Annotated in this window: 26 protein-coding genes; 14 read left to right on the top strand and 12 right to left on the bottom strand. The window is 69.1% G+C overall.

Annotation, left to right across the window (positions count from 1 at the left end):
* Nucleotides 1-17: 17 nt before the first annotated feature.
* The 11 genes from ACE5C1_RS01060 to bchF are packed head-to-tail and all read right to left on the bottom strand — an operon-like array spanning nt 18 to nt 12,402.
* Nucleotides 18-314 (bottom strand): hypothetical protein, encoded by a 297-nt coding sequence (locus ACE5C1_RS01060; RefSeq protein ID WP_374942214.1) that lies wholly within the window; start codon nt 312-314, stop codon nt 18-20.
* Nucleotides 311-796, bottom strand: a complete 486-nt coding sequence (gene puhC, locus ACE5C1_RS01055; protein ID WP_374942213.1) for a photosynthetic complex assembly protein PuhC — start codon at nt 794-796, stop codon at nt 311-313. The genes ACE5C1_RS01060 and puhC overlap by 4 nt, the downstream gene beginning before the upstream one ends.
* Nucleotides 793-1,446, bottom strand: a complete 654-nt coding sequence (gene puhB / locus ACE5C1_RS01050) for a photosynthetic complex putative assembly protein PuhB (protein ID WP_374942212.1) — start codon at nt 1,444-1,446, stop codon at nt 793-795. The genes puhC and puhB overlap by 4 nt, the downstream gene beginning before the upstream one ends.
* Nucleotides 1,443-2,216: a photosynthetic reaction center subunit H gene (gene puhA, locus ACE5C1_RS01045; protein WP_374942211.1), complete on the bottom strand. Its 774-nt coding sequence runs from the start codon at nt 2,214-2,216 to the stop codon at nt 1,443-1,445. The genes puhB and puhA overlap by 4 nt, the downstream gene beginning before the upstream one ends.
* A 30-nt stretch (nt 2,217-2,246) precedes the next feature.
* Nucleotides 2,247-3,740 (bottom strand): BCD family MFS transporter, encoded by a 1,494-nt coding sequence (locus ACE5C1_RS01040; protein WP_374942210.1) that lies wholly within the window; start codon nt 3,738-3,740, stop codon nt 2,247-2,249.
* Complete coding sequence (bchM, locus tag ACE5C1_RS01035; RefSeq protein ID WP_374942209.1) at nt 3,737-4,423, bottom strand: magnesium protoporphyrin IX methyltransferase; 687 nt, start codon at nt 4,421-4,423, stop codon at nt 3,737-3,739. The genes ACE5C1_RS01040 and bchM overlap by 4 nt, the downstream gene beginning before the upstream one ends.
* A gap of 1 nt (nt 4,424) precedes the next feature.
* The gene (gene bchL, locus ACE5C1_RS01030; protein WP_374942208.1) at nt 4,425-5,330 is read right to left on the bottom strand and encodes a ferredoxin:protochlorophyllide reductase (ATP-dependent) iron-sulfur ATP-binding protein; all 906 of its coding nucleotides are present in this window, start codon (nt 5,328-5,330) and stop codon (nt 4,425-4,427) included.
* Nucleotides 5,331-5,341: 11 nt separating this feature from the next.
* Nucleotides 5,342-8,947 (bottom strand): magnesium chelatase subunit H, encoded by a 3,606-nt coding sequence (locus tag ACE5C1_RS01025; protein WP_374942207.1) that lies wholly within the window; start codon nt 8,945-8,947, stop codon nt 5,342-5,344.
* The gene (gene bchB / locus ACE5C1_RS01020) at nt 8,937-10,610 is read right to left on the bottom strand and encodes a ferredoxin:protochlorophyllide reductase (ATP-dependent) subunit B (RefSeq protein ID WP_374942206.1); all 1,674 of its coding nucleotides are present in this window, start codon (nt 10,608-10,610) and stop codon (nt 8,937-8,939) included. Before bchB ends, ACE5C1_RS01025 begins: the two co-directional genes overlap by 11 nt.
* A complete protein-coding gene (locus ACE5C1_RS01015; protein ID WP_374942205.1) occupies nt 10,610-11,887 on the bottom strand; it encodes a ferredoxin:protochlorophyllide reductase (ATP-dependent) subunit N in 1,278 nt (425 codons plus the stop codon). The genes bchB and ACE5C1_RS01015 overlap by 1 nt, the downstream gene beginning before the upstream one ends.
* A complete protein-coding gene (bchF, locus tag ACE5C1_RS01010; protein WP_374942204.1) occupies nt 11,884-12,402 on the bottom strand; it encodes a 2-vinyl bacteriochlorophyllide hydratase in 519 nt (172 codons plus the stop codon). The genes ACE5C1_RS01015 and bchF overlap by 4 nt, the downstream gene beginning before the upstream one ends.
* 223 nt (nt 12,403-12,625) lie before the next feature.
* Here bchF and ACE5C1_RS01005 point away from each other — a divergent pair, with 223 nt between their 5' ends.
* From ACE5C1_RS01005 to ACE5C1_RS00980, 6 genes are all read left to right on the top strand, one after another.
* The gene (locus tag ACE5C1_RS01005) at nt 12,626-13,513 is read left to right on the top strand and encodes a B12-binding domain-containing protein (protein WP_374942203.1); all 888 of its coding nucleotides are present in this window, start codon (nt 12,626-12,628) and stop codon (nt 13,511-13,513) included.
* Nucleotides 13,514-13,550: 37 nt separating this feature from the next.
* On the top strand, nt 13,551-14,996 hold the full coding sequence (gene ppsR, locus ACE5C1_RS01000; protein ID WP_374942202.1) for a transcriptional regulator PpsR: 1,446 nt from the start codon (nt 13,551-13,553) through the stop codon (nt 14,994-14,996).
* A 71-nt stretch (nt 14,997-15,067) separates the two neighbouring features.
* Nucleotides 15,068-15,976, top strand: coding sequence for a chlorophyll synthase ChlG (gene chlG, locus ACE5C1_RS00995; RefSeq protein WP_374942201.1), 909 nt, complete (start codon nt 15,068-15,070; stop codon nt 15,974-15,976).
* Complete coding sequence (locus tag ACE5C1_RS00990) at nt 15,973-17,274, top strand: BCD family MFS transporter (RefSeq protein WP_374942200.1); 1,302 nt, start codon at nt 15,973-15,975, stop codon at nt 17,272-17,274. Before chlG ends, ACE5C1_RS00990 begins: the two co-directional genes overlap by 4 nt.
* Nucleotides 17,271-18,470 (top strand): geranylgeranyl diphosphate reductase, encoded by a 1,200-nt coding sequence (locus tag ACE5C1_RS00985; protein WP_374942199.1) that lies wholly within the window; start codon nt 17,271-17,273, stop codon nt 18,468-18,470. Before ACE5C1_RS00990 ends, ACE5C1_RS00985 begins: the two co-directional genes overlap by 4 nt.
* Nucleotides 18,467-18,958: a TspO/MBR family protein gene (locus tag ACE5C1_RS00980; RefSeq protein WP_374942198.1), complete on the top strand. Its 492-nt coding sequence runs from the start codon at nt 18,467-18,469 to the stop codon at nt 18,956-18,958. Before ACE5C1_RS00985 ends, ACE5C1_RS00980 begins: the two co-directional genes overlap by 4 nt.
* A gap of 306 nt (nt 18,959-19,264) precedes the next feature.
* On the opposite strand, the gene ACE5C1_RS00975 is transcribed toward ACE5C1_RS00980, so the two are convergent.
* On the bottom strand, nt 19,265-19,786 hold the full coding sequence (locus tag ACE5C1_RS00975) for a c-type cytochrome (RefSeq protein WP_374942197.1): 522 nt from the start codon (nt 19,784-19,786) through the stop codon (nt 19,265-19,267).
* Between the two features lie 264 nt (nt 19,787-20,050).
* On the opposite strand from ACE5C1_RS00975, the gene ACE5C1_RS00970 reads away from it, so the two are divergent.
* The 8 genes from ACE5C1_RS00970 to ACE5C1_RS00935 all read left to right on the top strand — a co-directional run bounded on the left by ACE5C1_RS00970 (nt 20,051) and on the right by ACE5C1_RS00935 (nt 25,030).
* Nucleotides 20,051-20,197, top strand: a complete 147-nt coding sequence (locus tag ACE5C1_RS00970) for a hypothetical protein (protein WP_374942196.1) — start codon at nt 20,051-20,053, stop codon at nt 20,195-20,197.
* A gap of 73 nt (nt 20,198-20,270) precedes the next feature.
* Nucleotides 20,271-20,996 (top strand): heme ABC transporter permease CcmC, encoded by a 726-nt coding sequence (ccmC, locus tag ACE5C1_RS00965; protein WP_374942195.1) that lies wholly within the window; start codon nt 20,271-20,273, stop codon nt 20,994-20,996.
* Entirely contained in the window at nt 20,993-21,145 is a 153-nt protein-coding gene (locus tag ACE5C1_RS00960) for a hypothetical protein (RefSeq protein ID WP_374942194.1), read from the top strand. Before ccmC ends, ACE5C1_RS00960 begins: the two co-directional genes overlap by 4 nt.
* The gene (ccmE, locus tag ACE5C1_RS00955; protein ID WP_374942193.1) at nt 21,142-21,576 is read left to right on the top strand and encodes a cytochrome c maturation protein CcmE; all 435 of its coding nucleotides are present in this window, start codon (nt 21,142-21,144) and stop codon (nt 21,574-21,576) included. Before ACE5C1_RS00960 ends, ccmE begins: the two co-directional genes overlap by 4 nt.
* Before the next feature lie 7 nt (nt 21,577-21,583).
* Nucleotides 21,584-23,479 carry a heme lyase CcmF/NrfE family subunit gene (locus tag ACE5C1_RS00950; protein WP_374942192.1) on the top strand — a complete coding sequence of 632 codons (1,896 nt, stop codon included), beginning with the start codon at nt 21,584-21,586 and terminating at the stop codon, nt 23,477-23,479.
* A complete protein-coding gene (locus ACE5C1_RS00945) occupies nt 23,476-24,003 on the top strand; it encodes a redoxin family protein (RefSeq protein WP_374942191.1) in 528 nt (175 codons plus the stop codon). The genes ACE5C1_RS00950 and ACE5C1_RS00945 overlap by 4 nt, the downstream gene beginning before the upstream one ends.
* Nucleotides 24,000-24,395, top strand: coding sequence for a cytochrome c-type biogenesis protein (locus ACE5C1_RS00940; RefSeq protein ID WP_374942190.1), 396 nt, complete (start codon nt 24,000-24,002; stop codon nt 24,393-24,395). The genes ACE5C1_RS00945 and ACE5C1_RS00940 overlap by 4 nt, the downstream gene beginning before the upstream one ends.
* Nucleotides 24,395-25,030 carry a tetratricopeptide repeat protein gene (locus ACE5C1_RS00935; RefSeq protein ID WP_374942189.1) on the top strand — a complete coding sequence of 212 codons (636 nt, stop codon included), beginning with the start codon at nt 24,395-24,397 and terminating at the stop codon, nt 25,028-25,030. The genes ACE5C1_RS00940 and ACE5C1_RS00935 overlap by 1 nt, the downstream gene beginning before the upstream one ends.
* Nucleotides 25,031-25,190 lie beyond the last annotated feature (160 nt).

Here is a 25,190-nt window from a genome sequence, read left to right as displayed (position 1 = left end):
GACAGCGGTTTGCGCCTTCATGCCAAGGTCCGATCGCTGAAGCTGACTTCATAGAGTTCGGCCATTTCGAAATGGCCCGCGAACTTGGTCCACAGCCGCTCCGCCGCGCCTGCACGCTCGACGGTGGCGATGCGCTCGACGACGCAGCGTTCGCCGAAGCCGACGCTGATCGGCGCGCCATGGACGCGGACCCGGTCGCCGGGTCCGACCACGATGTCGCCCGCCAGCTCGACATGCGCGCACAGGAATTCGTCGCTGTGCTCGATTTTCACCAGGCAGGGCGTGTCGAAGGTCATGCGGCGGAATGCGATCATGCCGTCTTCTCCGGACCGAGCAGCGCCGCGAAGGTCGCGCGGTTGGTGGTCCCGAACGCAGTCAACTCGATCGAGCGGCCGGTGGCAAGATCGGTCAGCGAAAGCTCGCCGTCGCGCCACAAGGTCAGGTTGAACGGCGTCGCCGCACCGAGCCCGCGCTGGTGGCGTTCGCGCGCCAACCCGCGCATCACGCCGCGGATGAACCCGGTCTTCTCGCCCGGCCGGATCACCGACGCGACCGCCCCCGTCCGCGCGTCCTGGATCACCACCGCGCCGTCCGCACGATCGAGGAAGCGCAGGTCGCGCGAGGTGACCGGCGCCACGTGCATGGCGGCGCGCGTCGCGGTCGGGGACGCCGCGGCCGGGATGTGCGCGACCCGGACGGTGGCCGCCGCGGCGAAGGCGAACAGGACCACGCCGGCTGCCATCATCAGCGTGCTGCGCGGCAGCATGTCGCTGCGGTAATAGGCACGCGCGCTCATGCTGCCAGCGCCTGAGTGAAGTGCGCGGCAACCGCGGGCGCGTCGTCCTCGACCGTCGCGATCCGGCCGTTCGGGTTGGCGGCGAGGCAGGTCCGGGCGATCAGAGCAGCAACGCTCGCGGCCTGCGGCACCGCACGCAGCATCGGCTGCGGTGCGACCACCGCCCACGCGCGCGCATGCGGCCACAGCGTCAGATAGCCGAGCTTGGGCGTGCCGTTCAGCCGCAACGGCAGATCGCCCGATCCATCGCCGCGCACGGCCAGGTCGACCGCCTCGATCGCGCCGAGCGGCAGGTTGATGCATTTCGGCACCGCGATGCCGATCCGCAGCACCAGCCGCCGATCGGTCAGCGTGTAGATCGTCGAGCGCGCCGAGGCCCAGGCGAGCAGCCGCAGCAACGCGACCCCCAGCGCGCCCGCCGCCAGCGTGCCGGCAACCCCGATCAGGTCGGCCGGGCCCGCGACTCCGTTGGCCAGCGCGCTCGCCAGCGCCACGGCGGCGAGCAACGTGAAATACCCGGCGACAAGCCGCACGTGGAACGCGGCGCGCGCGAGCACGCGGGCATCGGGCTTTCCCTGCCAGACGATGCGCTCGCCCGGGGGCAGCTGGCCCGGCAGCCCGGGAGTCGCTTCAAGGTCGTATTCAGTCAAAACAGCGGCTCCTGCCGGTCAGCGGTGGCGTACAGGTAACCGCCGCCGAAATAGCCCTGGACGCGATCTTCCTCGTACAGCGTGATGCTGTCGGCTGCGTCGATCCGCGGCGCCCGCGTGAATTGCGCAGCGGTAATCGCGTCGATGACGACGCGGCGGCGGCCGCGGTCGACCGTGGCCATCATCATCGGCGCCAGCACCGTGCTACCCCCGTTCTCCAGCGCGACCGCCAGATAGCGAACCAGCCGGTCCGCCTTGTCGATCCACAGCTCGACGACGGTGCCCGCAACGGCCTTGTCGGCGGCGATCACCGGCCAACCGGCAAGATCGCTGTCGCCGCGCGCGATGCCGTATTCGGGCGCGGCGCTCAGCGGGACGATGCGCGGATGCCCCTCCATATCCAGATCGGGGCGCTTGGCACGGTCGGCCCAGGCGGCGGGGCCGATGCCGTCGACCAGCGGATCGCCGGTCGGCACGTGCGGCGCACCCGCGAACCGCTCGGTGCGCCGTGCGGCGATGTCGAACGGATCGCGCCCTGTCGTCGGCGCGGTGACCACCCCGTGCCCGAACGGCAGCAGGAACGATTTGGGCGAGGCGGTGGAGAGCGGCCCGCCCGGCGTGTCGACGCGCCCGCTCAGCACGTCCTCCAAAGGATAGCCCTCGCGCCGGTCCTCGCGGCGCAGGTAGAAGACCAGCGCCACCAAGAACGCGACGAACGCCCAGAAGACGAGCAGCGCGACGTCGATGCCGGGGGTGAGTTGGGGGTGCACCTGCGTTCTCCTGTGTCTAGTCCGGGGCCGTCATGCCGGAAACTCGGCGAGTCCGAAGCGGGTCACGCGGCTGCCGCCGGGTGCGTCCATCCCGCGCACCAGCGGCCCGAGCGCCACCAGCGTGCCGAGCAGCAGCACGATTTCGACGAGGTAGACGGCGCCGTAGCCGGTCACCGGCCCGGCCAGCGTCGCGCCCAGATCGTTGCCGGCCGCCGCCGAGGAAACCACATCGCGCAATACCGCGCCGAGCGCGATCGCCGCGCCGCCGCACGTCGCCTGCACAGCACCCCAGGCGCCAAGCGCCAGTCCGGTCCGCGATTCGTCCGATACCGCCATCGCGGCGGTCAGCGTGCCGACCGAGAACAGCCCGCCGCCAAAGCCGATCGCGGTCGCGCCGATCGCCAGCAGGCCAACCGAATGAAGCGGTCCTGCGAAGATCACGCACAGGAAAGCGCCGATCCCCGCGACGCCGCCGAACCCGGCCAGCCGGTGCGGCTCCCCGCCCTGCCCCAGCCGCCGCGCCGCCAGTGCGAACCCCGCCAGCATCCCCAGCGCCCACAGCGCGGTCAGCGACGTCGTCGCGCCGACCGACAGCCCGAGGATCTGCCCGCCATACGGTTCGAGCAGCACATCCTGCATGCTGAACGCCGCCGCGCCGAGCCCAACCGCGATCAGCAGCCGAAGCGTCCGCGGCCGCGCGATGAACGTTGTCCAGGCCTCGCCGAATTCGGGCTTGGCCTCGCGCGCCGCAGCGGACACGCGGGTGCGCGCTTCCTGCTTCCACAGGGCGACGATGTTGAGCACCATGGTCAGCACCGCCGCGCCCTGGACGATCTGGACGAGCTTGGTGGGGGTGAAATCCGCCAGCAGCCGCCCGATCACCAGCGCGCTGACCATCATGCCGAGCAGCAGCATGACGTAGAGCAAGGCGACGACGCGCGGGCGGGTTGCCTCCGGCGCCAGATCGGTGGCGAGCGCGAGCCCGGCGGTCTGCGTCGTGTGCATGCCGGCACCCACCAGCAGGAAAGCGACTCCCGCGCCGATCCGCCCGGCCAGCGCCATGCCGGGGCCGTCGCCCGACATCACCAGCAGCGCGAACGGCAGCAGCGCCAGCCCGCCGAACTGCAGCAACGTCCCGAACCACAGATACGGCACCCGTTTCCAGCCCAGGATAGACTGGTGGTGGTCGGACTTGAAGCCGATCAGCGCGCGCATCGGCGCGAACAGCAGCGGCAGCGACACCATTGCGGCGACGATCGACGCGCTCATGCCGAGCTCCACGATCATCACCCGGTTCAGCGTGCCGGTCAGCAGCACCGCCGCCATCCCGACGGAGACCTGGAACAGCGACAGCCGCAGCAACCGCGCGAGCGGCAGATCGGCGCTGGCGGCATCGGCGAAGGGCAGGAAGCGCGTGCCGACCCGGTTCCAGAACGCGCCCGTCCGAATCGCAGCAACCCGGCCGGTACCGCTGGGCGCGGATCGCGGCGCCAGCGACGCCTTCAAGCCGGCGACGTTGCTCACCCGGGCAGCACCTCGAGCGCATGGCTGGTGTAGAAACTTGCAGACACGCGCCGGTCGCGGCCGATCCGCGCGTGCGGCAGCGCGTTGCGGATCAGCGTGCGCAGCAGCCGGTCGCGCACCGGCAGGATCGCGGGCGAGCGGTCGCTGCGCGGGAACAGACGCCCGGCGCCGAGCATCGCCATCAAGAGCGGCGTCTGCGGCGCGAAGGTGAAGGCGATCGACCCACCGGTCCGCTCGGCCAGCGCCTGCACCGCCGCGACGATGTCGAACGCCTTGTAATGGATCAGCGAATCCATCGCGACGACATGGTCGAACCGCCCGAGCGCAGGATCGAGCATGTCGCCGACGCGCCAGTCGATGTTGAGATCCGCGCGCGCGCGGTCGAGCGCGATCTTCACCAGGCTGCCCGCGACGTCGATGGCGACCACCTCCGCCCCCCGCTCGGCCGCCTCAACGGCAAGCGCGCCGGTGCCGCACCCGGCATCGAGCAAGCGCAGGCCGCGCATGTCGGCAGGCAGCCACGACAGCAGCGTGTTGCGCATGTCGGTGCGCCCGGCGCGGACAGTCGCGCGGATGCCGCTGACCGGCGCGTCGGAGGTCAATTGCTCCCACGCCTTGGCCGCGGTGCGGTCGAAATAGGTTTCCAGGTTCCCGCGGAACCGGTCGTAGGTCGCCGTCGTCATCTCACTCGAACCCCAGGAATTCGAAGATGTCGCGGTCCTTCATCGGCTCTGCGGCAAGCGGCTCGCACCCGGCCCACATCTGCGCGGCAAGTCGCTTGTATTCGAGGCAGGCGGCGTCGACCTCGGGGGTCGAGTCCATCTCGAACAGCGTGCACTTCTTCAGCCGCGAACGCCGGATCGCGTCGAGATCGGGGAAATGCGCCAGCCGCTTGAGACCGGTCGCTTCATTGTAGCGGTCGATCTCGTCAGTCGCGGCCGATCGGTTGGCGATCACGCCCGCCATCCGCACGTCGTAGTTCTTGGCCTTCGCCTTGATCGCCGCGACGATCCTGTTCATCGCGAAGATGCTGTCGAAATCGTTCGCCGCGACGACCACCGCGCGCTCGGCATGCTGGAGCGGTGCCGCGAAACCGCCGCATACCACGTCGCCGAGCACGTCGAAGATCACCACGTCGGTGTCTTCCAGCAGGTGGTGCTGCTTCAATAATTTCACCGTCTGACCGACGACATAGCCGCCGCAGCCGGTGCCCGCGGGCGGCCCTCCGGCCTCGACGCACATCACGCCGTTGAAGCCTTCGAACATGTAATCCTCAGGCCGCAGCTCCTCGCTGTGGAACTCGACCGTCTCGAGCACGTCGATCACCGTCGGCATCAGCTTCTTGGTCAGCGTGAAGGTCGAATCATGCTTGGGATCGCAGCCGATCTGCAACACCCGCTTGCCGAGCAGCGAGAAAGCCGCGGACAGGTTCGACGAGGTCGTCGATTTGCCGATCCCGCCCTTGCCATAAACCGCGAACACCTTGGCGGTGCCGATGCGGTCGTTCGGGTCGAGCCCGACCTGGACGGAGCCGTCTCCGTCGAGACCTATCGTATCGCGGGTGCGTGCGGGGGGGTCGAACAGGGCCATCGCTTAATTCCTCATGCCGCCACCGCGACGATACCCTCGAGACGATCCTCGAGGTCGTCGCTCGCGGCGTGGAGCGCCGCCAGCGTTGCTTCGTCGGGAGTCCAGAATTTGCGTTCGCTCGCCTCGATCAGCCGGTTGGCGACCCGTGCGGACGATTTCGGGTTCAGCGTCGCCAGCCGCTCGCGCATCGCATCGTCGAGCACGAACGTTTCGCTGATCCGCTGATACACCCACGGGGCGACCTGGCCGGTTGTCGCCGACCAGCCCATCGTGTTGGTGACGTGCCCCTCGATGTTGCGCACGCCTTCGAACCCGTGCTTGAGCATCGCCTCGTACCAGACCGGGTTCAGCATCCGCGTCCGCGTCTCCAGGTCGACCTGCTCGCCCAATGTGCGGACCTTGGCCGAGCCTTGCGTGGCGTCGACGATATAGACCGGTGCCACCTGTCCGCGCGCCCGCGTCACCGCTCGGCTGATGCCGCCCAATGCGTCGACATAATGGTCGATGTCGGTGACGCCGAGTTCGACCGAGTCGAGGTTCTGATACGCCAGCTCGACACCCGCCAGCGCGCTCTTGAACAAGGCGGGCTGGCGCGCCGCGGTGCCGTTGCGGCGATAGGCATAGCCCTTTTGGCGCTCGAACACTTCGGCGATCTCGTCGGGGTCGCTCCACGCGCCATCGTCGATCAGCATGTTGACGTTGGCGCCGTAAGACCCTTCTGCATTGGAGAACACGCGCAGCGCCGCGGTTTCGAAATCGCAACCGTGGAGCGCCTGGTGCGCCAGGCTGTGCTTGCGGACGAAGTTGCGCTCCAGCGGCTCTTCGGCTTCCGACGCCAGCCACGCCGCCTCCGCGATCATCCGCGTCTGCAAGGGCAGCAGGTCGCGGAAAATGCCCGACAGCGTCACGATCACGTCCACGCGCGGGCGCCCGAGCTCGGCGAGGGGGATCAGCTCCGCGCCTGCCAGCCGGCCATAGCCGTCGAAACGCGGCCGGGCGCCGATCAGCGCCATCGCCTGCGCGATCTGGGTGCCTTCGCTCTTCAGATTGTCGGTGCCCCAGAGCACCATCGCGAGGCTTTCGGGGAAGGTACCGCCGCTCGCCATGTGGCGCGCGATCAGCGCGTCGGCCTGCGCGCTGCCCTCCGCCAACGCGAATGCGCCGGGGATGCGGAAGGGGTCGAAGCCGTGCAGGTTGCGCCCGGTCGGCAGCACCTTGGCATTGCGCAGCACGTCGCCGCCCGGCGCCGGTGCGACGAACCCCGCATCGAGCGCATGGACCAGCGCATCGAGCTCGCGGTTGGCGCCCAGCAGCGCGCCGATCGCGTCCGCTTCGCCGCCGCCCGCCGCGACGATCGCCTCGACCATGGTCGCGCGGGCATCGCCATCGGGCGCCTGGCCGAAGACATGCAGGCCGTGCGGGATCAGCTCGCGCTCGATCTCGTACAGCTTGCCCGGCAGCGCGGCGATGTCGTCCGCATCCAGGTCGATCGACTCGGCCTTGGCCCGAATCATCGGCTCCATCGCGACGCGCTCGTCGTGCGAGGGCGACGACCGCCACCGCTCGACCATCGCCTTCAGCTCGCCCAGCCCCTTGTACAGCCCGGCCTGCGCCAGCGGCGGGGTCAGATAGCTGATGAGCGTCGCGCCCGATCGGCGCTTGGCGATCAGCCCTTCGGACGGATTGTTGGCGGCGTAGAGATAGAAATTCGGCAGATCGCCGATCAGCCGCTCGGGCCAGCAATCGCCGCTCATCCCCGCCTGCTTGCCGGGCATGAACTCCAGCGCGCCGTGCGTGCCGAAATGAAGCACCGCATCGGCGGCGAAATCCTCGCGCAGCCAGCGATAGAAGGCGCTGAACGCATGCGTCGGGGTGAACCGGCCCTCGAACAGTAGCCGCATCGGATCGCCTTCGTAACCGAACGCAGGCTGGATGCCGACGAAGACCGACCCGAATTGCGCGCCCAGCACGTGGATGGTGCCGCCGTCGCTCTGCTGCTTGCCGGGTGCCGGGCCCCATTGCGCCTCGATCTGGGCGAGATGCGGCTCGCGGCGGACATGGTCGTCGGCGGGGATGCGGACGTGGACGTTGGCGTCGGCGCCGTAGCGCGCGGCATTGCCCGCCAGGATGGTGTTGCGCAGCGCATCGACGCCGTCGGGCACCGCGACGTCATAGCCCTCCGCCGCCAGCCGCACGAGCGTCGCGTAGAGCGACTCGAATACCGCCAGATGCGCCGCGGTGCCGGTCGCGCCCGCGTTGGGCGGGAAGTTGAACAGCACGATCGCCAGCTTGCGCGCCGTGCGTTGCGAGCGGTGCAGCGCCACCAGTCTGGCGACCTTGGCCGCGATCGCGCCAGCGCGCTCGGGACAGGGTTGCATCTCGCGCGTCAGCCCCGATGCCGGGAAGACGCAGCCGCGACCGCAGCCGGTGCAGGGCTCCTGCGATCCGTCGGAGCGCCCGCCGAACACGCTCGGCACGATCGCACCGTCGAGCTCGGGGATTGCGACCATCATCGTCGCCTCGATCGGCAGCAGCCCCGCGCGCCCCGCTCCCCATTGCTGGAGCGATTGGAATTCGAGCGGATGCGCCGCGATATAGGGCACGTCGAGCGCCGAGAGCATCGCTTCGGCCGCCTGCGCGTCGTTGTACGCCGGGCCGCCGACCAGCGAGAAGCCGGTCAGCGAGATCACCGCGTCGACGCTCGCGCGCCCGTCGGCCATGAAGAACCGCTCGATGGCGGGGCGCGAATCGAGCCCGCTGGCGAATGCCGGGATCACCCGCAGCCCGCGCGCCTCCAGCGCCGCGATCACGCCGTCGTAATGGCCGGTGTCGCGCCCCAGTAGGTACGAACGCAGCATCAGCACGCCGACGGTGCCCTTAGTGGCCGTCGCGATCGGCAGCGCATCGAGCCGGTCGGCCATCCGGCCCTTCATCGCGGGATGATAGATCCCGACCTCGGGATAGTCCTGCGGCGCCTCGGCCCGGCACGCCCCGCGAAGCGCGCGCCGCTCGCCATCGGCATAGCGGTCGACCAGCGCGCGGACCATGTTGACGACATTGTCGTCCGATCCGGCGAGCCAATATTGCAGGGTCAGGAAATAGGCGCGGACGTCCTGCGCGGTGCCGGGGACGAAGCGCAGCATCTTGGGGAGCCGCCGCAGCATCTTCATCTGCCCCGCGCCCGACGACGCACCCGGCTTGCCCGATCCGCGCAGCCGCTTGAGCAGGGCGAGCGGCCCCTTGGCGGGCTTGTCCATCCGATAGTCGCCGAGCCGGGTCAGCTTCACGACCTCGCTTCCCGACATCAGCCCGACCATCGCGTCGCACGCCTCGCGGCGCGCCTCGAGCGCGGGCAGGACGGCGCGGATATGATCCTCCAGGAACAGCATCGTCGCCACGACGACGTCGCCACGCGCGATGTCGGCCCTGCAGCGGTCGAGCGCACCGGCATCACGGTCCCAGTCGGACGCCGCGTGGAAGCCGATGCTGATCCCGGTTCCGTCTTTCGCGAATTGCGCCGCGGCGCGCTCGGCGGCGCCCGACAGGTGGTTGTCGAGGGTCACGATCACCACGCGGACGGGGGTTGGGCGGTCGGGCGTGGCGGCTCTAGCGGGCATAATGCGCCTTTGCGTCATAGAGCGTGTCGAGGGTGATCGCGGCAAGGCCGTGTTCGGCGGCGAACTTCTCCGTGTTCCGCCGCGCCTTGCCGCGCACGAAGAACGGGATTTTGAGAAGCTCGCGCTCGGCGTCGGGGGACCATTCTCCCCTCCCTGCAAGGGAGGGGTCGGGGGTGGGGATCGACGCGCCAGCGTCGAAGTCACCGCTTGATGCAGGAGAAGGGCTCGCTTCGCTCGCACCCACCCCCAGCCCAGTATCAGGTCGGTCAGGCTCCCAGCCTGACCTGAACCGTGTGGGGCACGGTTCACCTGATACTCTTGCAGGGAGGGGAGACGACAGGTGCGACGCCCCGCTCGCGTCCGAAAACTCGAAATCGTCGCGGAACATCGTCAGCAGATGTTCCTCCAGCCCCATCACCAGCGGATGCACCCAAGTGTCGAAGAGCACGTTCGCGCCCTCGAACCCCATCTGCGGCGAATAGCGCGCCGGGAATTCCTGGACGTGGACCGGTGCCGAGATCACCGCGCACGGGATGCGCAGCCGCTTGGCGATGTGCCGCTCCATCTGGGTGCCGAGCACCAGCTCGGGCTGGAGCGCCTGGATCGCCGCCTCCACCTCCAGATAGTCGTCGGTGACCAGCGCCTCGACGCCGTACAGCTTGGCCGCATCGCGCAGGTCGCGTGCGAATTCGCGGTTGTAACAGCCGAGCCCGACGACCTCGAAGCCCAGCTCGTCGCGCGCCACCCGTGCGGCGGCAATGGCGTGGGTCGCGTCGCCGAAGATGAAGACCCGCTTGCCGGTCAGATACGTCGAATCGACCGAGCGGCTCCACCAGGGCATGTTGCCCAAACACCCGACCGTATCGAGCACCGCCGCCGCATCGACTCCCGCCAGCGCGGCGACCTCGGCGACGAAGGCGCGAGTCGCGCCGTGGCCGATCGGCACGGTGTGCACCGTTTTCTGCCCAAACGTCCGCTCCAGCCAGCGGCACGCGGTGTCGGCGATCTCGGGATACAGGCAGATGTTGAAGTCGGCATGACCCAGCCGTGCGAGGTCGGCGGGGCTCGCGCCGAGTGGCGCAACGACATTGACGTCCACGCCGAGAAGCCCAAGCAGCCGGGTGATCTCGATCACGTCGTCGCGGTGGCGAAAGCCCAGCGCGGTGGGGCCAAGGATGTTGGCGAGCGGACGGCCGCCTTCGTGCGGCGCAGGCTTGGCTTGCTTGCCGGCGAGCGTCCGCACCAACTGGTAGAAGGTCTCCGCCGCGCCCCAATTCTCCTTGCGCTGGTAGCTCGGCAGTTCGAGCGCGATCACCGGAATCGGCAGCGCCATCGCCTGCGCTAGCCCGGCGGGGTCGTCCTGAATCAGCTCGGCGGTGCAAGAGGCCCCGACCAGCATCGCTTGCGGATTGTACCGCGCGAACGCCTCGCGCGCCGCGGTCTGGAACAGGTGCGCAGTGTCCTTGCCCAGATCGCGCGCCTGGAAGGTGGTGTAGGTCACCGGCGGCCGCTTGCCGCGCCGCTCGATCATCGTGAACAGCAGGTCGGCATAGGTGTCGCCCTGCGGCGCGTGGAGGACGTAGTGCACGCCCTCCATCGCGGTCGCGACCCGCATTGCGCCCACGTGAGGAGGTCCCTCGTAGGTCCAGACCGTGAGTTGCATCAGACCCTCAGCAGGTCGCGCCGCCGAAGCGGTCGCGCAAAGAGTTCGGCGAGGTCGCCCGCCTGGTCGAAGCCGTGGATCGGCGAGAATACGAGCTCGATCGCCCATTTGGTGGTCAGGCCTTCGCTCTCCAGCGGATTGGCGAGACCCAGGCCGCAGACGGTCAGGTCGGGCTTGGCCGCACGGACGCGGTCGAGTTGCCGGTCGACATCCTGCCCCTCGCTGATCGTCGTGTCCGCGGGCAGCAGCGCCAGTTCCTGCGCCAGGTGACGACGATGCAGATACGGCGTGCCGACCTCGACGGGGACCATGCCGAGCTCGTTCGCCAGGAAGCGCGCGAGCGGTATCTCCAGCTGCGAATCGGGCAGGAAGAAGATGCTCTTGCCCGCCAGCCGCTCGCGCGAATGCTCGAGTCCGCGCTTGGCCCGCTCGCGGCCCGGCGCGATCGTCCGGCGGAAGTGCATCTCGTCGACACCGAACGCCTGCGCGGCGGCGTGCAGCCAGTTGGTCGTCCCTTCCGCACCAAACGGGAACAGCGCGTCGAGCCGCACCGCGCCGCGATCCTCGAGCGCGCGCGCGGTCTCGCCGAGGAAGGGCTGTGCGAGCAGGAAGCGGGTGTTCGGCCCCACCGGCGGCATCGCACCGGCACGCCGCGCGGGCAGCGAATGGACGCGTGCGATGCCGAGATCGGCGAACAGGCGGGCGAACTGGTCCTCGACGACGTCGGGCAGCGCGCCGACGATCATCAGGCTCGGCTCAGCGGATGCGTCGGCTGGCAGGTCCGGCACGAGCGCCGCCAGGCACGCGTCCTCGCCCTCGGTGAACGTCGTCTCGATCCCCGAACCCGAATAGTTCAGGATCTTGGTCACCCCCGCGTGCTTGACCGACAGCCGTGCGGCAGCGCGGCTCAGGTCGAGCTTGATGACTTCGGACGGGCACGATCCGACCAGGAACAGCAATTTGATGTCGGGCCGCCGGGTCAGCAGCCGGTCGACGACGCGGTCGAGCTCCTCGTTGCAATCCGCCATGCCGGCCAGATCGCGCTCCTCGATGATCGCGGTGCCGAAGCGGGGCTCGGCGAACACCATCACCCCCGCCGCCGATTGCAGCAAATGCGCGCAGGTCCGCGAGCCGACGACCAGGAAGAACGCGTCCTGAATTTTGCGGTGGAGCCAGATGATCCCGGTCAGCCCGCAGAACACTTCGCGCTGCCCGCGTTCGCGCAGCACCGGCGCGGACCCGCAACCCAGAGTCGCGGCGGGCAGCGGCGCGGTCACCCTGCCATCGCCATTTTGGGGGCCGGAGATTGCAGCCGCGCCGCGCGCAGCTTCAGCACGAACTGGCCCGCGTTGATCGCATAGGTAACGTAGGCGGCGAGCGCTAGTAGCATCCGCCCGCGCTCGCTCCCCAGCCCGGCCACCAGCGCCACCAGATAGGCGGTGTGGAGCGCCAGCACGAGCATGCTGAACACGTCCTCCCAGAAAAAGGACGGCACGAACAGCCACTTGCCGAACACGACCTTCTCCCAGATCGATCCGGTTATCATGATCGTATAGAGCGCGAGTGTCTTGACGACGACGGACACGATCGCCGCGCCCGCGCCGTCGCCGGTCGCGAGATAGCGCAGCACCAGTGTGGCGCTGACCAGGAAGATCGCGAACTGCGCGGGAGCGAGAATACCCTGTACCAGCGTCCAGCGGGTCGCGTCGCGGCGGCGGCGCTGATCGGCGGTGTAGAGGGCGCGCGGAACGGGGTCTTCTCCCCTCCTCGATACTGGGTCGCTCGCCTGCATTGCTGCCCGCCTGCCCTTGATCCCGTTGACCTGAAGGCTAGGCGTCTCCGCTACCAAGTGTCAACGGAATCTTACGTCCATTTTCTTTGACACTCGATTGCACGTGATTTGGGAAGCGGTTGTAACGCGTGCGCAATAGGCATAGGCTGCGAGTCGCGGATACGATCTCGGAACGGGGCTTCGCGAGTAGAAACGTTGGTTTACCAGGCTGGGAGAGCCGGTGATGACGTCGATGATGCGAGCCGATATCGCCCACACACGGTCGACCCGGGAACACGCCACGCACGGCCAGCGGCTTGCCGCGTTCCGCATCCACCTCGATCAAGATTATGCGCAGTCGCTCTCCGCGCTGATCGAAAGCGAGATCATCCCGCGGTTGGTTGTCGCGCATGCGGCCGATCCGTTCGACACCCTGCCCGCGCTCCCCGGCGACGTCGTCGTCACCGCGGTCGACATCGAGACCTTGGTGCCCTTGTCGCTTCAGGTCGAGGCGGACACGCTGATCGTGCATGTCGAGGCCATTCTGACGCGCGGCGTCCCGATCGACGCGGTGCTGGTCGACCTGCTGGCCCCGGCCGCACGATTGCTCGGCGAATATTGGGAGGAGGACCGCTGCGATTTCGTCGACGTCACGATGGCCTTATGGCGGTTGCAGGAGGTGATCCACGAGCTGTCCGCGCGAATGCCGTCCGACGGGATCGTCGGCGGCGGCGGCCACTCCGCGCTGTTCGCCTCCATGCCGGGCGATCAGCACAGTTTCGGCACAGTGGTGATCGACGAATTGTTCCGTCGAGAAGGCTGGCGGACCGACCGCATGAGCAATGCGGAAACCCCCGATCTGCTACGCCGTGTCGCCGACGACTGGTTCGACATGATCGGATTGACGGTGAGTTGCGACTGCCATATCGCGAATCTCGGCTCGGTCATTGTTGCGCTGCGGAATGTGTCACGCAATCCGCGGGTCTGCGTGATGGTCGGCGGACGGATCTTCGGTGCGGACCCCGCGTTGGCGGAACAGGTCGGTGCCGATGGCACCGCCCGTGACGCCAAGCTCGCGCTCAAACTCGCGGACAGCCTGGTCCGCGCGCGCGCGCGGGAGGCGGTTGCATAGCTGGATTCGCATTTTTGTTGGAGCGCGACGCTCGTCGATGAACAAGCCTATCGCCCTTGCCCCGAAGACGGCCTTCGCCGATCCGGAAACCAATCCGGGTATGCTGTCCGCGCGCGTTGCCGCATCGCTGCTCGCAGCGGTGGGCGACGTGGCGTTCGTCCTCGCGCGCGATGGCACGATCCTCGATGTCGCGATCTCGCAAGGCGACCTTGCGGGCTACGGCTTCGTCGACCGGATCGGCGACGCGTGGATCGACACCGTCACCGTTGAGAGTCGTCCCAAGGTCGCCGAGATGCTCGCCGCCGCCGCCCACCACGACCCCGCACCGCGCTGGCGGCAGGTCAATCATCCCGCGGCCGGCGCCGACCTGCCGGTGCGCTACATGATGGTGGCGCTGGGCCACGACGATCGCGTGATCGCGATCGGCCGCGACATGCGCGCCGTCGCAGCGGTGCAACAGCGATTGCTCCAGACCCAGCAGTCGCTGGAGCGCGACTACATTCGGCTGCGCCAGGCCGAGATGCGGTATCGTCTGTTGTTCGATATCGCGTCGGAGGCCGTCCTGATCGTCGACGCCGAAAGCCGGCGCATCCGCGAGGCCAACCCGGCGGCGCATCGGCTGCTCGATGCCGCCGACGGTGCGCTGGTCGGAGAGCCCGTGGCGACGATCGTCGCTCCGGGGGACCAAGAGGATTTCGTCGCCCGGCTCGGCGCCGCCGAAGCCGCCGACGAGGCCGCCCCGGCGGCGCTGCGCCTGCGCGACACGCACGGTCAAGCGGGGGCCGAGGCGCGGATCACCGCACGCCTGTTCCGCCAAGGACGCACCCCCCTGCTCCTCGTCCGCATCGCGCCGGCCCCGCGCGACGTCATCGGGCATCCCCAAGCTGCGACGCTCAGCGAGGTCGTCGAGCGGATGCCCGACGCATTCGTCCTCGCCGATCACGAACTCAACATCCTCTCGGCCAATGCCGCGTTCGTGGACCTGACCGAGACCGCCTCGCCCGACCGCGTGGTCGGAGCCCGACTCGGGGTCTGGCTTGGCCGGCCGGGAATCGATCTCGAGCTGATCGTCGGCCTGTTGCGCGAACACGGCTCGGTCCGCAATGTCGCTACGATCCTGCGCGGCGCGTCCGGTGCGGAAGAAGAGGTCGAGGTGTCGGGCGTCGCCGCGCCGATGGGCGACGCCGTTTGTTATGGCTTCACCATCCGCAACGTCGCGCGGCGACTGCGCGATGTGCCCGCGGTGAACCGCGGCATGCCGCGCTCGGTAGAGCAATTGACCGAGCTGGTCGGGCGCGTGTCGCTGAAGGACATCGTGCGTGAGAGTACCGATCTGGTCGAGCGGCTGTGTATCGAGGCGGCGCTCGCCTACACGTCGGACAACCGGGCGTCGGCGGCGGAAGTGCTCGGCGTCAGTCGGCAGAGCCTCTATTCCAAGCTTCACCGTCACGGCCTTGGCAATTTGGTGCCCGCCAATCCGTGATCGTACATCGTCGGTCGTGAGAAGTGTCAATTCGGTTTGACGCCTCCGATCGTCAAGCCTAGCTTCTCTCTATGGATCGCTCGCTGACTCCGCAGGTCGCCACCGCCATTCCGGGCTCGCGCGATGTGCTCGAGCTGCTCAAGCCACTGACCTGGTTCGCGCCGATCTGGGCGTTCCTGTGCGGCGTGGTGTCGTCGGGTGAGGCGATCGGGCCGCGCTGGCCTTTTCTGCTGGCGGGGGTGATGCTGACCGGACCGCTGGTGTGCGGGACCAGCCAGGCGGTCAACGATTGGTTCGACCGTCACGTCGACGCGATCAACCAGCCCGCGCGGCCGATACCCTCGGGGCGCATCCCCGGCCATTGGGGCCTCGGCATAGCAATCGGCGGCACCGCCGCCTCGCTGGCCGTCGCTGCGCTCACCGGCGCCTGGGTGCTCGCGGCCACCGCGCTCGGACTCGTTCTCGCATGGGCCTATAGCGCACCGCCGTTCCGCCTGAAGGTCAGCGGAATATGGGGACCCGCGGCGGTCGCGCTCAGCTACGAAGGGCTGACCTGGTTTACCGGTGCCAGCGTGATGGCGGGCGCGCTACCTTCCTTGCCGATCCTGATCGTCCTCGCGCTCTACAGCGCGGGCGCTTGGGGCATCATGACACTCAACGATTTCAAGGCGGTGGAGGGCGATCGTGCGACCGGCGTCCGCTCGCTGCCCGTCCTGCTCGGGGTAGATCGCGCCGCGCGTGTCGCCTGCATCGCGATGGCCGCGCCGCAGCTGGTCGTGGTTGTCGCACTCGCCGCGTGGGGACACCGGACGGTCGCCGCGGCCGTTGCGGCGCTTCTGATCGGCCAGCTCGCGCTAATGGTGCGGCTGCTCCGCGATCCGCTGGCGAACACGCCTTGGTACAACGCCACCGGCACGACGCTCTACGTGCTGGGCATGCTCGCGGCGGCGTTCGGGCTCGGCGGAGTGCTGGGCCTGTGACCCCGCTCGGCTGGGTTGGCATCGTCCGCCTCGGACTCGTCCAGAGCGCGATCGGCGCGATCGTGATGCTGGCAACATCGCTGCTCAACCGCGTGATGGTCGTCGAATATGCGCTGCCCGCCGCACTGCCCGCCGGGCTGGTCGCCTGGCATTATGCGGTGCAGCTTTCGCGGCCGGTGTGGGGCCACGGCTCGGATCGGGGACGACGACGGACGCCGTGGATCGTCGGCGGCATGGCGGTGCTCGCGACCGGGGCGATCGCAGCGGTGCTGTCGCTCGGGCTGCTGGCGACGCGGTCCCTGGCTGGATTCGCGGCTGCCGCCGCCGCGTTCGCGATGATCGGCGCAGGCGTCGGCGCCGCGGGCACCTCGCTGCTGGCGCTGCTCGCGACCCGGGTGGCGCCCGCAAGGCGCGCGGCCGCGGCATCGATTACGTGGATCATGATGGTGGCGGGTATCGTCATCACCGCGCGCATAGCCGGATCGCTCCTCGACCCCTTCTCGCTCCCGAGACTGGTTCGAGTCGCAAGCGGAGTCGCGCTCGTGGCGTTCGTCGTTGCGGCGCTTGCGGTACGCGGGATCGAGGGTGTGACCGCCGCGCTGCCGCCCGAGCGGGCCCTCTCTTCACAGCCCTTGAAGGCCGAACTCGCAACCATGTGGGCGGATCGTGAAGCCCGGCGGTTCACCGTCTTCGTGTTCCTTTCGATGCTCGCCTATTCGATGCAGGACTTGATCCTCGAACCGTTCGCGGGCTTGCTGTTCGGCTTCACGGTGGGTCAATCGACTCAGCTTTCGGGTGTTCAGCACGGCGGCGTATTGCTCGGCATGATCCTGGTCGGCGTGGGCGGCAACGCGTTCGGCGGCCGCAGCGCGCGCGACCTGCGCGTGTGGATCGTCGCAGGTTGCATCGGTTCGGCCGCGGCGCTCGCCGGCCTGGCGCTGGCGGCGCGAAGCGGTCCCGGCTGGCCGCTCGCCGCCAACGTCGCCGCATTGGGCTTCGCCAACGGCCTGTTCGCGGTCGCGGCGATCGGCGCGATGATGGCGCTGGCCGGACAGGATCGTGGAAGGGAGGGCATCCGCATGGGCGTGTGGGGCGCGGCACAGGCGATCGCCTTTGGCCTGGGCGGGCTGACCGGCGCGGTCGCGGTGGACATCGGCCGATCGCTGATCGGTTCGACGCCGCAAACCTTTGCGATGGTCTTCGGGGCCGAGGCGCTGCTGTTCCTCGCCGCAGCCTCGCTCTGGCTGCGTGGGCCTGCGCGCATGTCCGTCCAAACCACCGTGAGCGCCGCGGCATGAGCGACGCGACCTACGATTGCGTCGTTGTCGGCGGCGGCCCTGCAGGCGCGACCGCCGCGACCGATCTGGCGACCGCCGGCCGCCGCGTGCTGCTGCTCGACCGTGCCGGGCGGATTAAGCCGTGCGGCGGCGCGATCCCGCCGCGGCTGGTGCGCGATTTCGCCATCCCCGATCACCTGATCGTCGGCCGCGCCACTTCGGCGCGGATGATCGCGCCATCGGGCCGCACCGTCGACATGCCGGTGGATCAGGGTGTGCCGGGGGGCTTCGTCGGCATGGTCGATCGCGACGCGTTCGACGAATGGCTCCGCGCCCGTGCCGCGGGTGCCGGCGCCGAACGCCGCACCGGCACCTTCGATCGGATCGACCGCGACGCCGACGGTTGCGCGATCGTCGCCTACCGCGACGCGCGCGGCGGCACCGAGCACCGGGTCCGCGCGCGCGCGGTGATCGGCGCCGACGGCGCGCGCTCCAAGATTGCACGCGCCACGCTGAAGGGTGCGGACCGCGTGCCGTGCGTGTTCGCCTATCACGAGATCATTCGCTCGCCCGCCGGCGACCCGAGCGAGGCATTCGACCAGGCGCGCTGCGACGTCTTCTATCAGGGCGAGCTGTCGCCCGATTTCTATGCCTGGATCTTCCCCCACGGCGACACTGCCAGCATCGGCGTCGGCAGCGCCAACAAGGGCTTCGCCTTGCGCGACGCGGTGGCACGGGTGCGCGACCGTGCCGGGCTTAATGCCTGCGAGACGATCCGCAGCGAAGGCGCGCCGATCCCGTTGCGGCCGCTCAAGCGCTGGGACGACGGCCGCGACACGATCGTCGCGGGCGATGCCGCGGGCGTGGTCGCGCCGGCGTCGGGGGAAGGCATCTACTACGCCATGGCCGCGGCGCGCGACGTCGCCGCATCGGTCGACGCGTTTCTCGCGACCGGCAACCCGCGCGCGCTGCGCACCGCGCGCAAGCGCTTCATGCGCGCGCACGGCCGGGTGTTCTGGATTCTAGGCATCATGCAGTATTTCTGGTACAAGAGCGACAAGCGCCGCGAGCGCTTTGTCGCGATGTGCAACGACCCCGGCGTGCAGGACCTCACCTGGCAGGCGTATATGAACAAGGAACTGGTGCGCGCGCGGCCGATGACTCACGTCGGCATCTTTCTGAAGGACATGCGCCACCTGCTGCAGTCGGCGGCGTGACGCGGGTGAGCCGGGCGTGGCTGTTCCCTGTGCTGGTCGCCGCGATCGCCGCGGTGGCGATCGCCTTCGTGGGTGCGACGATCACCCATCTGGGGCCCTGGTACCGCGCGCTCGCGCAGCCGCACTGGGCGCCGCCCGATGCCGCCTATGCCGCCGCGTGGACCGCGATCTACGCGTTGACCGCGCTCGCCGGGGTCACCGCCTGGCTCAACATGTCGGGACAGCGCGAGGGCGAGTGGCTGATCGGGCTGTTCGCGCTGAACGGCTTCCTCAATATCGCCTGGAGCCTGTTGTTCTTTCGCCTCCACCGGCCCGATTGGGCGATGGTCGAAACGATCGCGCTGTGGCTGTCGGTTGCGGCGCTGATCATCTTCGTCTGGCGTCGCTCGATCGTCGCGGCGGTCCTGCTGGTGCCCTATCTGCTGTGGGTCACGTTCGCCGGATACCTGACGATGACGATCGTGCGCCTGAACGGGCCGTTTTCCTGACCGGGGCGTCCCACGGGCTGTTCGCGTGGCTGTTCGCGCGCGGCCATGCGGCGGACCTGGTGCTGGTGGTGATGCTGGTCGAGTTGACTTGGCTGGTTCGAGCGCGCGACTGGCCGCCCTACTCCGCAGCGCTCCGGCTGCTGCCGGGGGCGCTGATGATCCTGGCGCTGCGGGCGGCGCTTACCGGCGCGGGATGGCCCTGGGTTGCACTGGCGCTGGCGGCGTCGTTTCCCGCGCACCTCGCCGATCTGGCAAATGGTGCCCCCCGCCGGCGTCGGGCCCGATATCGGACGGGGGGTCACCCAATCAGTTTGCCTTCAGATAGGCGATCACGTCGGCGCGCTTCTGCGGGTCGGTGAAGCCGGCAAAGGTCATCTTGGTGCCCGGCACCACGCGCTGCGGCTTTTCGAGATACTGGAACAATTTGTCTTCGGTCCAGGTGATGCCGCTGTTCTTGTTGGCGGGCGAATAGGCGAAGCCCGGGATCTGCCCAGCCTTGCGCCCCACCACGTCGTGAAGCGAAGGGCCGATCTTGTTCACCCCTGCCTCGATCGCGTGGCAGGTCTTGCAAGTGACGAACACGTCCGCGCCCTTGGTCGCATCGCCGGTATAGCTGGCGTATTTGACGCCCGAGATCGTGTCGGTGTTATCGGCTGCCGGCGCCGGCGCGGCGGGCACCGTGGGGCCGGCGGTCGTGGCAGCGGTGGTCGTCGTGGTCGTGGTCGCAGCCGTGGTCTCGGTCGCGGCGGGTGCGCTGGCGCCGTCGTCGGAGGCCTTCTTGGAACAGGCCGCCAGCGCCAGCGCGGCCACTGCCACGCCTAGTGCCATGCGACCGGCACGAGTCATCACCGTTGCGTGCATTCTCTGGGTCCTCTCACCATCGTGAACATCATTCCCGGAGCGCGATCTTCGCCGCCTTCTTCCGCATTGTCCAATCTTCTTTACGCCAATCTTCTTTACGCACGGGGACCGCGGCTGTTCCGGCGCTCGGCCCGATACGGAACTTTCCACGGGCGCAGGCGCTTGAGATGCTCGAGTCGAACCGCTCTCCTAGGGAGAAACGCGATGAACGGCAGTCCCATATCCGTCTTGATGTTCGGCACGCTGATTGCGGTCGTCGTGGTGGGCATCATCGTTCTGCTTCGCCACCTGCGCAAACCCGGCAACCGTCACCCGATGGAGAACCAGCGCGAGCGTAACATCGACGAGATTCGGCGCGACGGCCCGGTCGGGCCCTGACGTCCCGCCGTCGTTTTGCCGGCGCGCGTAACGCCGCTGGATTCGTCGGGCGATCCTGCGTATCCACAGGTCTGTGCCCGTCCTTCACGCCCTTGCCAATCCAGCGCGCTTCCTGAAGATCGCGCGGGCGCTGACCCCGGTGCTCGTGATCGCCGGTACGTTGCTGGTGGCGTTCGGCACCTATGCGGGGCTGACGTTGACCCCGCCGGACTATCTGCAGGGTGAGACGGTCCGCATCCTCTACATCCACGTTCCCGCCGCATGGCTGGGCACGGGCGGGTGGAGCGGGCTGGCGATCGCGAGCATCACCTTCCTGGTCTGGCGGCATCCGCTCGCCAACCTCGCGGCGCGCGCGATCGCGTTGCCGGGCGCGGTATTCGCCGCGATCTGCCTGGCGAGCGGATCGATCTGGGGACGGCCGACCTGGGGAACGTGGTGGCAATGGGACGGGCGGCTGACCAGCATGCTGCTGCTGTTCTTCGTCTATTGCGGCTACATGGCACTGGCGCGTGCGGACGCGGACCGCGGCGGCGACGGGCGGTTGCCCGCGCTGTTCGGCATCGCGGGATCGGTGCTGCTGCCGATCATCCGCTATTCGGTCGTCTGGTGGAACACGCTGCATCAGGGGCCGAGCATCGGGTTGACAAAGTCGTCGATCGACTCGTCGATCCTGTGGCCGCTCCCGATCATGCTGCTGGGCTTCACCTGCCTGTTCGCCGCCATCGTGCTGATGCGGATGCGCACGCTGCTGGCGCTCGCCAAGGCGGAAGCGCGGATGCGGCGGATGGCGCGCACATGAACCCCTGGCCCTTTGTTGTCGCGGCGTACGCGCTGACGCTCGGCGGCACGGTCGTGCTGGTCGCGACAAGCTGGATCGCGATGCGGCGCGCGGAGCGACCTGCGTCGCGGCGGGTCGAGGCCCCTGCGTCGAGCGCAGTCGAGGCATGAAGCCCAAACATCAGCGGCTGACCCTGGCGCTGCTCGGCGTCGCCGCGGTCGTCGGCGCCGCATTGCTCGCCCTGTCGGCGCTCGGCGAGCAAGCGTCGTTCTTCTATGCGCCCTCGGACGTCCGCCGCGACGGCGTGCCGGTCGGCCGTGCGGTGCGACTGGGCGGGATGGTGGCGGCGGGATCGGTCGCGCGCGCCCCCGACGGCGTCACCGTCCATTTCCAGGTCACCGACGGGCAGGCGACCACGCCGGTGGTGTTCGCCGGCATCGTCCCTGACCTGTTCCGCGAGCGATCAGGGGTCGTCGCCGAAGGCGCGTTCCGCCGCGACGGGCTGTTCGTCGCCACCAACCTGCTCGCCAAGCACGACGAAAAATACATGCCGCCGCAAATCGCGGGCAGGATGCACGAGACCAAGACGCTGGAGCCATGATCGCCTTATGATGGCAGAAGCGGGTCTTGCCGCATTATGGCTCGCCGCGGCGCTCGCCGCCTTGCAGATCGCGCTCGGGGCACTCGCGCTGCGCGGTGGCGACGGCACCGTCGCCGCTGCCATCCGTCCCGTCGCGATCGTGCAAGGGCTGTTGGTCGCGGTCGCAATGGCGGCGCTGATCGCGGTGTTTGTCGCCTCGGACATGAGCGTCAAGCTGGTCGTTGAGAACAGCAATTCCGCCAAGCCGTTGATCTACAAGGTCGCCGGCGCCTGGGGCAACCACGAGGGCTCGATGCTGCTCTGGGTGACGATCCTGGGGCTGGCGGGCGCGGGTGTCGCAACCCTGGAGCGCCGGGTCGCCGAGCGCACGCTGATCGCCACGCTGGCCGCGCAGGCCGCGATCGCGCTGGGCTTCTACGCCTTCCTGCTGTTCGCCTCCAACCCGTTCGCGCGATTGCCGGTTGCGGCGCCCGACGGGCTCGGCCTCAACCCGTTGCTGCAGGATCCCGGCCTCGCCTTCCATCCGCCGACCCTGTACCTCGGCTATGTCGGGCTGTCGGTCGCGTTCAGCTTCGCGGTCGGCGCGCTGGTCACTCGCGATGTCGGCCCCGCGTTCGCACGCGCGATGCGGCCATGGGTGCTCGGCGCGTGGATATTCCTGACGCTCGGGATCACCGCGGGCTCGTACTGGGCCTATTACGAGCTCGGCTGGGGCGGCTGGTGGTTCTGGGATCCGGTCGAGAACGCGTCGCTGATGCCTTGGCTCGCCGCCACCGCGCTGCTTCATTCGGTCAGCGTGCTGGCGACCCGCGACGGGCTTCGCGCCTGGACCGTCATGCTCGCGGTCGTTGCTTTCTCGATGTCGATGATCGGCACCTTCATCGTCCGATCGGGTTTGCTGACCAGCGTCCACGCCTTTGCGGTGGACCCCACGCGGGGCACCTTCATCCTCGTCCTGCTGTGCCTCTACGTCGGCGGCGCGCTGGCGCTGTTCGGCGCGCGCGTCGGCACGGTGCGGCAGGGCACGACGTTCGAGCCGGTCAGCCGCGAGGGCGGGCTGGTCCTCAACAACCTGCTGCTGTCGGTCATTCTCGGCATCGTCCTGATCGGCACCTTCTACCCGATGGTGGCGCAGGCGTTCGGGCGGCAGTTGTCGGTCGGGCCGCCGTTCTTCAACCGTGCGGCAGGGCCGGTCGCGCTGCTGCTGGTCGCGTTCATGGCGGCGGGTCCGCTGATCCGCTGGCGCCGCGACTCCGGCCAAGCGGTGATCGCCCGCCTCACCTGGCCGATCGCCGCGGCGGCGTTCGCGGGCGCGGCGCTGGTGGTCTTCGCGCTACCGATGAACCCGCTGCCGTTCGCCGGCATCGCATTGGCCACGGGGCTCGCGGTGGCCAGCGTCGCACCCTTGTGGAAGCGCAATCTGGCGCGCACGCCGCTGTTCACCTGGGGGATGGTCGTCGCGCACCTCGGGATAGCGGTGTCGCTGGCGGGGATGGCGTGCGACGCGGCGTTCACGTCCGAACGGCTGATCGCGCTCCGGGCAGGCGAATCGGCGCGGGTCGGGCCGTACAGCGTCCGCTTCGACGGCATCACGCCCGTGATCGGCGACACCTGGTCGGCGCTCGAGGCCAGGCTCACCGCGACGCGCGGCGACGACACGCTGGTGCTGCGCCCGCAATCGCGCTTCTTCGCGCAGCCGCCGACGACCACCAACGAAAGCGCGATCGCGACCGTGCTCGACGGACAACTTTACACCGTGCTGGGTCAGGCCGACGGCACCGGGCGCTGGCAGATGCGTTTCTGGTGGAAGCCGTTCGTGACATTGATCTGGCTCGGCGGCGCGCTCGTCGCGCTCGGCGGGCTGCTGTCGCTGGTCGGCCGTCTGCGGAAGCGGCGCGGGTGAGGCGAGCGCTGATCTGGGCGCCGCTGGCGGTGTTCGCGGCCATCGCGATCCTGGTGGCGTTGGGCCTGCGTCACCCCGCCGATCGCACCGTGCGCTCGGCGATGGCGGGCCAGCCGCTCCCCGCCTTCGCGCTGCCGCCATTGGTCTCGGGCAAGCCCGGTCTTGCCTCGACCGACTTCGCGCGCGGCCAACCGCGGCTGCTCAACGTGTTCGCCAGCTGGTGCGTCCCCTGCGTCGCGGAGGCGCCGCAACTGCTGGCGCTCAAACGCATGGGCATCCCCATCGACGCGGTCGCGATCCACGACACCGCGCCCGCAGTCGCGCAGTTCCTCAGCCTTAACGGCGATCCCTATGATGCAATCGGCGACGATGCCAAGAGTTCGGTCCAGCTCGCGCTGGGCTCGTCAGGGGTGCCCGAGACGTTCATCGTCGACGGCCGCGGCCGCATCGTGGCGCAGCACATCGGCGACATCCGCGCCGACGATGTCGCCACGCTCGCCGCGCAGGTGGAGGCGGCGCAATGAAGCGGCTCCTTCCCCTGCTGTTGCTGAGCACCCCTCTGATGGCCCAAGGCACGCCCTCGGACGCGCTCGCCGACACCCAGCTCGCCGATCCGGCGCGCGAGCATGCCGCCAAGACGCTGATGGAGACGCTGCGCTGCGTCGTTTGCCAAGGCCAGTCGATCGCCGACAGCGACGCGCCGATGGCGGGCGACATGCGCGCGCTGGTCCGTCGCCGCATCGGTGCGGGAGAGGCGCCGGAGCGGGTGCGCGCGTGGCTGGTCGCGCGCTACGGCGACTACGTCACCTACGATCCGCCGTTCACCGGCGCCACCGCGCCGCTGTGGATCGCTCCCCTGGCTCTCCTCGCCATCGGCTTGCTGGTCGCGCGCGCCAGCTTCAAGCGACGGCGCTGATGGGTTTCGCGGCGCTGGTGCTGATCGCAGGGCTCGCCGCCGCCGCGCTCTGGCTGCTCGGCATCGCCGGACCGTTGTGGCGGCTGGTCGGCGCCGCCGCGATGCTCGGCGCCGCGGGCTACGCGTGGCAGGGCAGCCCGACGCTTGCCGGCCATCCGGTCGCCGCGGACTCTCAGCGAACCGAGGTCGACCCGGGCCTGGTCGCGTTCCGCGCCGCGATCATGCCCGGCGAGCCCGGCGACGCCGCGGTGCTGAGCACGGCCGACCGCCGGCTGCAGGACGGCGACGCCGGACAGGCCGCACGCGTCCTGCTCGCTGCCATCGCCGAACGCCCCCGCGATGCGGCGCTATGGACCGCGCTCGGCACCACCCTCGCCGCGCACGACGCGCAAACCCTTTCCCCTTCGGCGCGCTTCGCCTTCGCCCGTGCGTTCCGGCTCGCCCCCGACAGTCCCGGGCCGCCGTTCTTCCTCGGCCTGGTCCAGGTCCAGGCCGGCGAGATCGCCGCCGCTCGCCCCGCCTGGCAACAAGCCCTCGCGCTTACGCCCCAGGGCGCCCCCTGGCGCGCCGATATCGCCGAACGGCTGACGATGGTCGACCAGTTCCTGGCGATGCAGAGCGGGCGCACGCGCTAGACGATCGCGCGCACGGGGCTCATTCCCACTCCATTGTTTCCTGACCCCTTAACGCGTTGATCTCCCACGCTTTAATCTGCCTGAAAAAAGCAGAATACCGTCGAGGATACCGTCAGAATCCTTTGCTGTTGATTTTATTGGATTTATGGAGTCCGAGTCG

The organism is Sphingomonas sp., assembly GCF_964263785.1.
Taxonomy (GTDB): domain Bacteria; phylum Pseudomonadota; class Alphaproteobacteria; order Sphingomonadales; family Sphingomonadaceae; genus Sphingomonas.
This window is presented reverse-complemented; position numbering and strand designations above follow the sequence as displayed.